This is a genomic window from Pseudomonas sp. LS44 (genome assembly GCF_024730785.1).
In the GTDB taxonomy this organism is placed as follows: Bacteria; Pseudomonadota; Gammaproteobacteria; order Pseudomonadales; family Pseudomonadaceae; genus Aquipseudomonas.
Genome location: NZ_CP102830.1, coordinates 1,351,101 through 1,363,301, shown reverse-complemented (window position 1 = coordinate 1,363,301; position 12,201 = coordinate 1,351,101). Strand labels below are relative to the sequence as shown.

Sequence of the window (12,201 nt, the reverse complement as noted above, 5' to 3'; positions counted from 1 at the left end):
GCCCCGCCTAGTGCGGGGCTTTTGTCTTAGGAGAATATATGAAAGTTTATTTTTAAGTTTTTCAGCGTCAACCAATTTTCCGCCCAGACTGAGCGCTAATACATGGCGCAAAAATCCGTCAGAGACTTACCCGAAGGTTTTTCATGGAAGAACAACAGAGCCAAAACTCCACTACAAATAAAGAATCGAATATCAGCAAAATGCTCTGGATTTCGACTCTTCCAACTCTAGGTGCTTTAGGGTATTCAGCAGTCTATCTAACCGGAGTTGTCTACCATCAAACCTGGGCCAGCCACTTCAGCGCCGGCGTAGGTCTCTTCGAAAAGTCGACTACAGATTACCTCCTGTACGCCTATGCCGCACTAATCCATATCTGCAGCAACTGGCTCAACGTCCTAACCGACCCCTGGATCGTTTTATCCACTTTAGGCTTGGTTTTTTTGGCAGTAGCCGAACTAGTCCTTCTGACGTGGCTGCCTCAGACCAAGCCGTTCAAGGCAGCAGGGACCACTATCAACAAAAATAAACTATTAGGCTTACCACTTGGAGTTCTTGCCCTATCCAGCAGCATCACTTGCATTTTGCTCCTTCTACCTCTCGCAGCAAATCTATTCCTCATAACTCCAGCCATTACTGGCTACAAAGCCGCACAACTCTCAATAGAAAAGCATGAATTAATTTACTCTCGTGACTGCCAAAAAGCCGCGCACAGGAAAGACTACTGCGTACGCGTCATCGATGGTGATAACGAAATCGCCAGAGGCTATCTGATTGACTCGTCGAATGATCGTATTGCGTTATATAAAGATGGTAAATCCACAGTACTCGCTCTGAATAACTACCGAATTGAAACGCTCATTCCTACGACTCAAGCGACAAACTCGCAGCTAGCGAGGTAGCCCGGACATAGCTTAACGACGTATAACCGCCACGCGGTTATACGTCCTACGATAATAGCGAGGTAGCCTGGATAACTTTCGGCGGAAAACGCTTCGCGGTTTTCCACCCTACGCGGGGTGCGTGACGTAGGGTGGACAACGTTTTACTTGTCCACCATCGATGCTTCCAACAACGCAACGCTCAAGGATGAGCCGCCATGTCCAACTACCGCCGTGCCCGGGTTTGATCGTTCCCACGCTCCGCGTAGGAGCCATCGAGATCAAGGGGCGATTCACAAGGTGTGATGGCCAGGCGCTTACAGGCCAGCCTCAACCTGATAACGTCGGCCGGTAATGCGCAGCCATCTGCGTTTGAATCCTTTGGTGTGAGAACCTGAATTCTACCGATGGCTGGCTATCTGCCTATCGTTTCAAGCGTTGCATTTATTCTATGAGCTCAGGAAGAGAAAGAATGAAATATACTTTTTTATATATAGCTCTTATCGCAGTGATTGCGGCCAGCGCATCTGTGCTAGCCGCAAAAGAAGTATCTCAAAAAGACAGCAATCCGATTTTGAGCTCGGAGAACCTGGCAGACCCACACATGATTCGTTATCAGGGTAAGTACTACCTATTTGGGACGTATCTTGACGGAAGCATGTCTGCGGGCTCAGACCATTACGACGCATATGTGTCCGACGATATGCAAACGTGGGAAAAAGTTAGCAATATCTTTAAAGCTGAGTCAATAACACTTTGGGCCCCGGATGTTTTTTACGACCCATTGTCGGAAATGTTTTATATGTATTATTCCAACCAAATGAATATCGGCATTGCAACCGCGAGCAGCCCCACCGGCCCGTTTGATGACAAAGGGGTATTAATCGAGAACGCCATTGACGCGCATATGTACTACGAAGACGGCCAATACTATATGTACTATTCGTCGGTAGACTACAAATCGGATCTGCTCGATATCGTGATCGCCCGGCTTACCGGAAACAAAGGCAAAGAAAACATCCTTGTCCAAAAAATGAACTCTCCGCTAACGAAAGTCGGCGAGCCGAAGCTGTTGCTGGAACCGACGAATGATTGGGAACAGGGCTTTTTCCTGGATATCACTGAAGGTGCGTGGATATACAAGCACGCCGATACATATTACTTGATGTATTCGGGGGGCGAGACGATGTTTGGGGAGTATGCAATTGGTTACGCAACATCAAGCAGCCCGATGGGGCCGTTTGCAAAACATCCGAACAACCCAATCCTAAGCACCACATCGGCTGAAGATGGCCAACCTGGAGTTTACAGCCCTGGACATCACAGCATTGTCCGTGACGAAGAGGGTACTGACTGGATCATCTATCATCAAAAAAAGTCGTATTGGGATGTAACACTGAGCCAGCGCTACACTAGCCGCGACCGACTGCTGGTTGATGACCAAGGGCGACTAGTCATCAAGGCAACGGGTATGACCGGGAACTAAAACGCAAAATCAAAATTCGATGACTCCGTGGTAAGCGCTCCATAAACCCCACCTCCCACTGATGAGGTTTTGCGTTCTACAGTGGCGTCGCTGGCTGGCAGTTCCACGGCAGCGAGGTAGCCTGGATATCTCCGGTGGAAAACGCTTCGCGGTTTTCCACCCTACGAGGGATTGAGGGATGTTTGGCGGACACGAAAGGTTCGGCTGACGTAGGGTGGACAACGTTTACTTGTCCACCATCGATATTCCCGGCAACGCAATGCTCAAGGATGAGCCGCTATGTCCAACTACCGCCGCGCCCGCGTTCCGGGGGCGACTTACTTCTTTACGGTGAACCTGCGGGACCGCTCCAGCGACTTGCTGGTGCGCGAAATTGATCTTCTACGCGACACCGTCCGCGCCACCAAAGCCCGCCACCCCTTTCATATCGATGCCTGGGTGGTATTGCCCGAACACATGCATTGCCTGTGGACACTGCCTGAAGGCGATAGCAACTACGCGCTGCGCTGGAAGGTCATCAAATTCGCCTTTGCCAAACGCTTGCCCATCAAGGAGAGGCGCACCAACACCCACCTCCAGCGAGGCGAGCGCGGCATCTGGCAGCGGCGTTATTGGGAACACCTGATCCGCGACGACCTCGATTACCAGCGGCACTTCGATTACATCCATTTCAACCCGATAAAGCATAGGCATGTGCAACGGTTGGTTGATTGGCCGTATTCCAGTTTTCACCGGGCGGTACGGACGGGGATTTATTCGTGGAATTGGTGTGGCGGCGGGGAATTGCAGGATGAAGGGTTTGGGGAGGGATAAAGGGGCGGTGGAAAATGCTTCGCAGTTTTCCACCCTACGGATCAGCCAATGAGCGACGGAGTCTTGGATCGAGCTGAGCACTGGCGCTACTCCTGTGCTTCGTGACGCGGAGCGTCACTAGCTGCGTTCCCACGCAGAGCGTGGGAACGATCAAGACCTGATCGGCGCCGATGGCATCCTCAGGCAGTTGATCAAGAAGCTGGTCGAGCGCCCGCGAAGCCTTCCTCCTGCGAACGAAAATACCCCTTCGGTTAGTTCGTTAGAATCACGCACCTGCGCCAGGCCGAAACTACCATCGGTGCATACGCCTGTTACTCCCACATCCACAAGTAAGGTGCCGCCATGAACGACCGAGTGCTGATTCAGATCGACGACGATGGAGTTGCCGATGTGTGCCTGAACCGTGCCGACAAGATGAACGCCATCGACGCGGAAATGTTCGACGGCATACTGGCCGCCCAGGCGCAGCTGCGAGAAACGTCGGGGCTGCGCGCTGTAGTGCTGCGCGGCGACGGCGCTGCCTTCTGCGCCGGGCTGGACATGAGCCGGATGCAGAACATGGCGCAGGGCCAGAGCGGTCGCGCCTATCGGCTCAGCGATCGCACCCATGGACTCACCAACGCTCCTCAACAGGCCGCCTGGGGCTGGCGAGAACTACCGGTGCCGGTGATTGCTGCGGTACACGGGGTGGCATTTGGCGGCGGCCTGCAGATTGCCCTCGGCGCCGATATTCGCTGCGTCGCGCCGGACACCCGGCTGTCGGTGTTGGAGATGAAATGGGGGCTGGTGCCGGACATGGCCGGCTTCCCGCTACTGCGCGAACTGCTGCGCGGCGACGTGCTGCGCGAGCTGGTCTATACCGCACGCATCCTCACCGGCGAACAGGCACTGACGCTGGGCCTCGCTACCTGGGTCGGCGCTGATCCGCTCGCACATGCCCGAGAACTGGCCCGCCAGATCGCCCGCAGCAACCCGGACGCGGTGCGCGCCGCCAAGCGCCTGTTAAATCAGACGGCCGACGCCAATTCTGCCGAGCTCTTGCAGAACGAGTCCATCGAGCAGGACCGTCTGGTCGGCAGTCCCAACCAGCGCGAGGCCGCCCGCGCCGGCCTGGAGAAGCGCGCGCCGGCATTCGGCGACCTGCTCCCGGACGCCTGAGCAAGGCTGCCCGGCCCGATGATCAGCGAGGAAGCCTGGATAACCTTCGGTGGAAAACGCTTCGCGGTTTTCCACCCTACGTGATGGATTGAGGGGGGCGGACACGAAAGTGGCGGCTGACGTAGGGTGGACAACGTTTTACTTGTCCACCATCGATATCCCCAGCAACACAATGCTCAAGGATGAGCCGCATGTCCCGTATTCCGGGGGCAGCGTTGATCGTTCCCACAGAGCGTCGGAACGATCAACCGTGCGGGCGTTACAATGCCGCCCTTATCGATTCCCAACGGGCACGCCCCCGGAGCCAGATTCTCGATGTTCACCCTCGTACACCTGGACACCCCACCGCCTGAGTCCCTGAAAAGCCAGGTTCTGCAGATGGTGGTGGACTACTTCAGCGACATTAGCCCGGTGTCACTGACGCCCAGCAACCCCCTCTACCAGCTGTATCAGTACGTGATCGGCTACGAGGTGCACCTGTATCTGCAGGCCATGGACGCTGCCCAGGATACGACTGCGCGGTTGATCCTGGCCCTGGATGATCAGGATCCCTCGAAGGTGCTGGGATTCGCCCTTTACCTGCCGGTCAAGGATGACCCCGAGGCCTGCACCCTGGCCTATATGGCCGTCCAGCTCAGCCGCCGCCGGCACGGTATTGCCCGAGCCATGCTGCAACACATGATCACCCGGCACCCTCACGCCGAACTGGCCTGCGTGGCGAGCAAAGTGCCGTACTTCGAGGCCATGGGTTTTCAGGTACTGGCTGCGCGAGGGCCGCAAGTACTGATGAACACCTGGGACCATGGCTCGGACGGCATGGTGGCGGTACAGGACCTGGCACCTATCTACCAATCCAAGGAAGTTCGGCAGATCCACGCCTACCTGGTGCAACAACACGGCAAGAAAGCCATGAGCGAAGCGGAGAAAAAGCGCGACCGTCAGCTCGACCAGATGGCCCGCCAGGCTCAGGCGCTGGTAGACGAGCGCCACGCATAGAGCTGATCGCTCCCAGGCCCGAGGTAGGAACCAGCCGCAAATGCTCCAACGAGGTAGCCTGGGTGGATAATACTTCGCGGTTTTCCATCTTCCCTGCTCACTCACCCCGCTAGACAAACGGGTACTTTGAAGCCAACCCATCGATTTAACGTCGCTTCCCGATAAGGTGTCTGAGCTGGCACATTGATACTGCGTCAGCTCAACTCACTACTCAGGAACGAGTTCATGTATAAGAAAATGATGATGTGCGCAGCCGCGCTCGGTATTGCGCTGCTGTCCGGTTGTGCATCCGTACCGATGGAATCGGTAGAAAAGAACCAGGAGCTAAAAGCCTTCCCGACTCCTCCAGAGAATCAGGTCGGCGTATACATCTTCCGCGATTCGGTACTGGGCGGTGCCCTGAAAAAGACCGTCAAGATCGACAACGAGGTTGTCGGTGAAACAGCCCCGAACACTTATTTTTACCGCGTGGTCAGCCCCGGCCCCCACGTTCTGGCCACTGAATCCGAGTTCAGTGACAACACCCTCAGCCTAAATACCGTAGCGGGCAAAAACTACTACGTGCGCCAGTCGATCAAACTCGGCGTCTTCGTAGGTGGCGCCAAACTGCAGGAAGTCCCCGAAGCGGAAGGCCAGAAAGGCGTAGCAAGCACTGAACTGGCTCGCTAATCCATAGCCAGCTGGATTGTTACAAGGCGTATAACCACCCCGCTTATACGCCTGACGGCAAGATTAAGTTTCGGGCCACAGCCCGCCTCATCCAGGGATTAGGGAGCGATGCATGGATATGCAGGTAGATGCACCGCAGGAACAAGAACAGGACTTTTTCGATCGGTACGTGGCCAAGACCGGAGAGTAATCGCCCCCGCCCTGATCACCTTGGCCTTCGGGGTCGCAGTACAGATGAAGTTCAAGCTCCCGAAGTGGAGCTTCCTTCGATACTTGTACGCATCCTATCTCTCACTTCTTCTCATCAATATCGTGACCTTTAACGCCATATCCCAATCCGATTCCGCGTTCGGTGGGCTGCTAGCGGGCAAGTTGCAAGTAGTAGGTATTTTCTTGGTTCCCCTGGTGCTGAGCATTTTCATAAGCGTCTTCACCATGGCGGCCTTTGCTGGCATCAACTATTCGCTCTGCTTTTCCCTTCCATTGGCGTTGGGAATCGCCTTCTACAGCGGCGCGCTAACCACCATGCCAGATCGGGTCATGAACGGATTGGGGCTTGGGAACTATCAGGCGAGCGAGATTGCCCTCGACAATGACTACTGCGAAAAGAACCCACCCGCCGTGTTGGCGCTGACTCAGGCGTGTGCCATCCAGAACGCACACGTCATATGGTCACTGGGCGAAACCCTGGTGCTACGCCTCCCGGGCGATAAAGGCATGCAGGTACAGATTCCATTTCGACACGTGAAAGCCATCGTGCGAAAACAGGAGTGAAGGGCGACGGAACCTTCGTCGTATTCCTCACACTAATCCCGCAGCCTTATTCCACAGCCAGGTAATTTGCCATGCATACCATTCCCCGCCTGCTCCTGCTGAGCGCCGCCTTCCTGTCCCTGACCGCCTGTTTCGATAACTCCACGGAAATCGATCAAACCGGCCTGTGCACTTACAACACCGACGCTCAAGCGGAGCGCTGTAAAGCCGGCCAATTGGCCTGGTACCGTCCAGAAGTGAGCAACGATCAAGTGGCCTTGAGCGTGGCGGCGGCCTATTGCGACTTCAATCATCAGGTGATGTACAACGGCGCCGGCGTGCTCTGTGTATTCACCGACCAACGCCTGAAAAACGTGGTCAAGTGATGGACGGAACCGTAGCGCAGGCAAGACGCTAGTGCGCCGCACGGGCTAATCTCCCTCGCTGAAACAGCAGGCCGGAGGTGCCGCATGCAAATCGAACACTTCACCATCGACGAACGTTTCTGCGGGCCGCCCAAGTCGGGCAACGGTGGTTACACCGCCGGGCGCATGGCCGCGCATTTGAACGGCACGGTGGCCGCACGGCTGAAGGCCCCGCCGCCGCTGGGTGTGGAGTTGCGCCTCGAATCCAGCGACAACGAAGCGCGGTTGTTCGACGGCACGACGCTGCTCGGCGAGGCGAAACTGACCAGCCTGGACCTGGCGCCGCCGCCCTGCCCGTCCTACGCCGAAGCGGAAGCCGCCGTCGAAGGGTTTCCCGGGTTCAAGACCCACAACTTCCCCGGCTGCTTCGTTTGTGGGCCGGAGCGTCCGGCGCATGACGGCCTGCGGATTTTCCCCGGCCCGCTACGCGGCACCGCGACCCTCGCTGCACCGTGGTTACCGGACGACTCGCTGGCCGACGACGCGGGTAATGTGAAGCCGGAGTTCATCTGGGCCGCGCTGGATTGCGCCGGCGCCTTCGCGCTCTACCCCATCCCTGCCGGGCTGGCGATCGTGCTCGGCGAGCTGGCGGTATCCACCTTCGCCCAGCTCAAGCCGGACGAGCGCTGTGTAGTGCTCAGCTGGCCGCTGGGCAGCGACGGCCGCAAGCGCTTCGCCGGAACCGCGCTGTATGGCGAAGACCAGCGCCTGGTCGCGGTGGCGCGAGCGGTGTGGGTCGAAGTGCCGGCCAGCAGCTGGAGCTGAGCGAATAGACCGGAGGGAATGGGCGATGCCGTTTTCCCTTCCGCCGCCGCGCCTCGGCTAACTGAGCTGATCGATCAGCACCGCATTGGTGTACACCAGGCTGCCGTCGCTGGCGCGGTGGCCGACCAGGTGAAACTGCCCTCGGTGCTCCGTGGTACTCAGGTACACGCGGAAGTGGCAGTCACTCAGCGGACCGCAATCGTCCGGCGGGACGAGGTGAAGCTCGGAGAGGTCCGCATCGATGGTCAGCTCCTTATTCCCGCTCTCCTGGAGCCGCTCTTCGGCCTGCTCCAGGCGCTGGTGGTTGCTGCCACCGATCTCAAAGTGGAATTGGCCCATCGGCTGGGAACGCAAGGCGTTGTCGGGCTTGCACCAGCCTTCGATCGTCAGAGTACTCATGGCACGCCTCCTGACGCGTAACGTGATATCCGTCATCGATGGTTATAGAACCGAAACGGCACGGATGGCGTGCGAACTGCCGAGCGGCAACCCCAAGCGCTCTGCCGCAATTCACGTCTATGGAGCGCCGAACACCGCTGTCCAGTAGATGCCCGCATCGCTCTTCGGATCGACTGCATAGGCCGCGCCGAGCTCGGAGAATTGGGGGTTCATCAGATTGGCGCAGTGGCCGGGGCTGGCCAGCCAGCCGTCGACAATCTTGCGCGAGTTGTCCAGCCCGGCGGCGAGGTTCTCGCCGATCAGCCCGCCGCTGTAGCCGGCCAGCTCGGCCCGGTCGCTCGGGGTGCGACCATCGCGGTCGCGGTGGGCAAAGAAATTGCCGTTAGCCATCGTCCGGCTGTGGGTCTCGGCGGCTGTCGCCAGCGTCGCATTCCAGGCCAGCGGCGCCGTCGCGCTGAAGGATTGGGCGCCGCACTGACGCGGCTGCGCACGCACGGCGTTGATCTGCTCGAGCAACTTCTGGCCCTCCGCCGCCGAGGCGCCCAGACTCCTGCTCAGCAGCGGTCGCGCCAGGACGATGCGCCAGTCGCGATCCGAGCGGCTCACGCCGATATCGACGAACTGCGGGTCCAGGACTATCTGGCAGAAGCTCTCCTGCAAGGCCTTCATGGCCGCCGGCGCATCGCGTGGCCCGGACAGGCTGATCGCCTGCACATTGACCAACGGATATGCCGCGCTAGCCAGTGCTTGCTGCAGATCTCCACCCCCGATGGCCGGCAGGTTCAGGCGCGGATCGGCGGCCAGCGGCGGTAACTCCTCGGACGCCTGGCCTGCACAGCGCTGTACTTCGCTGCGATAGGCGTTGATCGATTCGACCAATTGCGCCTCTTCGGCCGCACCGGCAGCCGCGGCGAACGCCAGTCCCAGCGAGCACGCGGCGAGGCGCAAGATGAATGATGTGGCGCGCATGAGCATCTCCCTTTGATCTGGCTTGCATCCCATGATGCGCGATTCCGCGCATTTGCGCGCCCCGCTGCGGCACATCCAAGTAGGCAGGCAGGGCACCGCCGGGGCGGAACTCAAGCCGCCTGAAGGTGCCAGAACAAGTACTACATCTGCACCGGAGGCGGCGGTCATGGGCGACGAAAAGACTGTACCCGAGGAGCAAGACCCGGATCTGATCGAAAATCTGCCCGATGACGTGGTAGGGAATCTGGAGAAGCAGGCACCGATTCCCGACCCCGGACCGATGTGACACTGAATTGCCTGAGTCCGTTCAGCCGCTTTACCGGCTTAATCGCGGCCGGTAGGTATACTTCGCGCCTTTCCTCTCTTAACTCTCTGCGACCGTCATGACCACACAGCCCGATCAAACCCTCGAAGCCCAAGCTGCCACTACGGAGACGCTTGATACGGGCGCCGTCGTAGAAACATCCCTTGCGGCGACCGCTGAAGCGCCAGCGCCCAAGACCGCTATCCCGGCATTTACCTTTCCCTTCTCTCCCGCCACGTTCGCGCCGGGTAAGAACGACAATCAGCCGTGGCACCAGAAAGGCAATAAATCCGGTCACGAAAAGAAGATCGGCCCGGCGCCCAACGGCACCCGTCGCTCGATGGGCAAGCGCTAGCATTTCGTTTCCGTGCTGGCGGCGATGCCACCATCCCCAACGGGATTGGGGTCAACACCGCCGGCAATCCACCTGCCGCACGGCGTTTGAATAGCCCCCTGTTTGCGGTAGGCTCTGCAGCTTTCTTGAGAGGAGTACCCCCCATGGCCAAAGCCACTGCCCGTCACATCCTGGTTGCCAGCGAAGCCAAGTGCAATGAATTGAAAGCCGCTATCGAAGGCGGTGCGGACTTCGCCGAAGTCGCCAAAGCCAACTCCACCTGCCCGTCCAGCCGTGACGGCGGCAACCTCGGCTCATTCGGCCCAGGCCAGATGGTTAAAGAGTTCGACACCGTGGTGTTCAGCGCGCCGATCAATGTCGTGCAAGGTCCGGTGAAAACCCAATTCGGCTATCACCTGCTGGAAGTCACCAGCCGCCAAGACTGATGTCTGATGTCCCCACGCCCTGCGTGGGGACATAGTTCGGGGCGCGTTCCAGCGCCCCGTGCAAACACCCCCTCAGCAACACCGCGCGTCACCAGCCATGTCCCACACGATAACCAGGGGGGACAGACTGCGGTTACTTGATCGTTCGATCACTCCACTCTGCACCATGACACAGAGCATCCCAAACGGAGTTCTCACGCAGCAGGAGCGTGGAAACGCTCAACTGCCTGCTTGGGCGCGATCGCGCAATATCTTGGCGAGCCTTTCAGGCCAGACCGCCCTGCCCCGCCAGTAGCAATCCCAGACCAACGAGGATCGAGCCGCAGACAGTGGGGACCAAGCGCCGGCCGCGGCCAGCCGAGGCCGGATCAAAGAGCAGCGAGGCGAAAAACACCGCAGCCAGGTCGGCCAGGGAGAAAACCAGGTTGACGAGGGTGCCGAGGATCAGGAACTGCATCCAGGTAGGCACGTCGCTGGCCGGCTGGACGAACTGCGGAAGGAAGGTCAAGAAGAACAGCGCAGTCTTCGGATTAAGGATCTCGACGACGATACTGTCGCGCAGGACGCCCAGCCTGGCCGGCGTCGCATCAGCCGAGTCGGCGCGCCGACCGAGGATCATCGAACCGCCGAGCCAGATCAGGTAAGCCGCGCCGGTAAGCTTAATAGCGAGGTAAACGAGCGGTGCGTGGTGCAGCAGAGCGGCGAGGCCAGCAGTGGCGGCGGCGATGTGGACATAACAGCCAAGGTGGATACCGAGCGCGGCCATGAGCCCGGCGCGCCGGCCGTGAGCAAGCGTCTGACTGGTCATATAGAGGATTGCGGGGCCGGGCATGCAGGCGAAGGCCAAGGTTGCGAGTGCAAACGCAAGCCAGGTTTCCGACAGGATCATGACAGTCACTCTTATCGATGAATATTTGCGAGGGTGGTGCCGGATTCACACGCTGGCGGTGGGTTATCCGTGGGGCGCAAGGTTATGGCTGGGGCGGGCACGGAGATATACGACGGCTGCCGTATTTTTATGGAAGATAAAGATGGGCAATGTAGAGCCCTCCCCCGCAGCCCGAGGAAGAGTGATGGCGAGGCGGTTGGCTACACCTCCGCTAGCGCGTAGGCCTTCAGCCGGTCGGCAGACCCAGCCGTACGGCGTAGGTGGTCAGTTCGGCAGTGCTGTGCAGGTCGAGTTTACGCATGAGATTTTCGCGGTGCTTGCGCACGGTGAGCGGGCTGATGCAGAAAAGTTCAGCGATGTCGCGTGCCTTCGCACCTTGAGCAACGAGGGTAAGGATCTGCCGTTCGCGGCGGGTCAGCGGCACCGGCGAAACAACATCTGTCTCCGGGGCCAGCGTTGCCTGGCGGCGGTCATGGCCATCCACCGCGAAGCGCACGGCGGCCGCCAGGTAGGTGCGATTCTGGCGAATAGCCTGGATCGCCTCGGCCAATTCGCCAGTCTCGTCGTTCTTGGTAAGGTAGCCGTGGACGCCGGCCTCGAGCACGCCGCGAATCGTGCCCAGTTCGACATTCGCGGTGAGCACGAGGATTTTCAGGCGGGGGAACTGCGCGCGCAGGTCGCGGATGAACTGCAGGCGATTCACCCCGGGCATGCCGAGATCGAGCAACAACAGATCGACCGGCTGGGTGGCAAGGACGGTGTGAATACCAGTACTGTCGGCGGCTTCGCCGACAACACTGATGTCATCCAGCGTGGCGAGGAGGAACCTCAACCCTTCACGCACGATGCTGTGGTCATCTGCGATCAGCACGCTGAGCGGTCGACTTCCTTTCATTACTGTTCTCCTTGAGACGCCA

General features: G+C 58.8%; 16 protein-coding genes. 12 read left to right on the top strand and 4 right to left on the bottom strand.

The features are described 5' to 3' along the window. Positions 1-143: 143 nt before the first annotated feature. The 9 genes from NVV93_RS06150 to NVV93_RS06110 all read left to right on the top strand — a co-directional run bounded on the left by NVV93_RS06150 (position 144) and on the right by NVV93_RS06110 (position 7,943). Positions 144-899, top strand: coding sequence for a hypothetical protein (locus tag NVV93_RS06150; protein ID WP_258253561.1), 756 nt, complete (start codon positions 144-146; stop codon positions 897-899). A gap of 451 nt (positions 900-1,350) precedes the next feature. Next, positions 1,351-2,364: a glycoside hydrolase family 43 protein gene (locus NVV93_RS06145; protein WP_258253560.1), complete on the top strand. Its 1,014-nt coding sequence runs from the start codon at positions 1,351-1,353 to the stop codon at positions 2,362-2,364. A gap of 279 nt (positions 2,365-2,643) precedes the next feature. Then, on the top strand, positions 2,644-3,177 hold the full coding sequence (locus tag NVV93_RS06140; protein ID WP_258253559.1) for a transposase: 534 nt from the start codon (positions 2,644-2,646) through the stop codon (positions 3,175-3,177). 342 nt (positions 3,178-3,519) lie between these two features. Beyond that, a complete protein-coding gene (locus NVV93_RS06135) occupies positions 3,520-4,335 on the top strand; it encodes a crotonase/enoyl-CoA hydratase family protein (RefSeq protein ID WP_258253558.1) in 816 nt (271 codons plus the stop codon). Between the two features lie 315 nt (positions 4,336-4,650). Beyond that, the gene (locus NVV93_RS06130; RefSeq protein ID WP_258253557.1) at positions 4,651-5,331 is read left to right on the top strand and encodes a GNAT family N-acetyltransferase; all 681 of its coding nucleotides are present in this window, start codon (positions 4,651-4,653) and stop codon (positions 5,329-5,331) included. 225 nt (positions 5,332-5,556) lie between these two features. Then, positions 5,557-6,000: a DUF2846 domain-containing protein gene (locus NVV93_RS06125; protein ID WP_258253556.1), complete on the top strand. Its 444-nt coding sequence runs from the start codon at positions 5,557-5,559 to the stop codon at positions 5,998-6,000. A 234-nt stretch (positions 6,001-6,234) separates the two neighbouring features. Beyond that, a complete protein-coding gene (locus NVV93_RS06120) occupies positions 6,235-6,774 on the top strand; it encodes a hypothetical protein (protein ID WP_258253555.1) in 540 nt (179 codons plus the stop codon). Between the two features lie 71 nt (positions 6,775-6,845). Continuing rightward, positions 6,846-7,139, top strand: a complete 294-nt coding sequence (locus NVV93_RS06115; RefSeq protein ID WP_258253554.1) for a hypothetical protein — start codon at positions 6,846-6,848, stop codon at positions 7,137-7,139. An 84-nt stretch (positions 7,140-7,223) separates the two neighbouring features. Next, the gene (locus NVV93_RS06110; RefSeq protein WP_258253553.1) at positions 7,224-7,943 is read left to right on the top strand and encodes a hypothetical protein; all 720 of its coding nucleotides are present in this window, start codon (positions 7,224-7,226) and stop codon (positions 7,941-7,943) included. A gap of 57 nt (positions 7,944-8,000) precedes the next feature. On the opposite strand, the gene NVV93_RS06105 is transcribed toward NVV93_RS06110, so the two are convergent. Both NVV93_RS06105 and NVV93_RS06100 read right to left on the bottom strand, forming a co-directional pair. Next, a complete protein-coding gene (locus NVV93_RS06105; RefSeq protein WP_258253552.1) occupies positions 8,001-8,342 on the bottom strand; it encodes a hypothetical protein in 342 nt (113 codons plus the stop codon). Between the two features lie 117 nt (positions 8,343-8,459). Next, positions 8,460-9,311: a CAP domain-containing protein gene (locus NVV93_RS06100; protein ID WP_258253551.1), complete on the bottom strand. Its 852-nt coding sequence runs from the start codon at positions 9,309-9,311 to the stop codon at positions 8,460-8,462. A gap of 31 nt (positions 9,312-9,342) precedes the next feature. Between NVV93_RS06100 and NVV93_RS06095 the strand changes: the two genes are divergently transcribed. The 3 genes from NVV93_RS06095 to NVV93_RS06085 all read left to right on the top strand — a co-directional run bounded on the left by NVV93_RS06095 (position 9,343) and on the right by NVV93_RS06085 (position 10,395). Then, positions 9,343-9,597 carry a hypothetical protein gene (locus NVV93_RS06095; RefSeq protein WP_258253550.1) on the top strand — a complete coding sequence of 85 codons (255 nt, stop codon included), beginning with the start codon at positions 9,343-9,345 and terminating at the stop codon, positions 9,595-9,597. 97 nt (positions 9,598-9,694) lie between these two features. Then, entirely contained in the window at positions 9,695-9,970 is a 276-nt protein-coding gene (locus tag NVV93_RS06090) for a hypothetical protein (protein WP_258254441.1), read from the top strand. A gap of 143 nt (positions 9,971-10,113) precedes the next feature. Then, positions 10,114-10,395, top strand: a complete 282-nt coding sequence (locus NVV93_RS06085) for a peptidylprolyl isomerase (RefSeq protein WP_258253549.1) — start codon at positions 10,114-10,116, stop codon at positions 10,393-10,395. Between the two features lie 265 nt (positions 10,396-10,660). On the opposite strand, the gene NVV93_RS06080 is transcribed toward NVV93_RS06085, so the two are convergent. Continuing rightward, entirely contained in the window at positions 10,661-11,284 is a 624-nt protein-coding gene (locus tag NVV93_RS06080) for a LysE family translocator (protein ID WP_258253548.1), read from the bottom strand. A gap of 226 nt (positions 11,285-11,510) precedes the next feature. Continuing rightward, on the bottom strand, positions 11,511-12,179 hold the full coding sequence (locus NVV93_RS06075) for a response regulator transcription factor (protein ID WP_258253547.1): 669 nt from the start codon (positions 12,177-12,179) through the stop codon (positions 11,511-11,513). Positions 12,180-12,201: the final 22 nt, after the last annotated feature.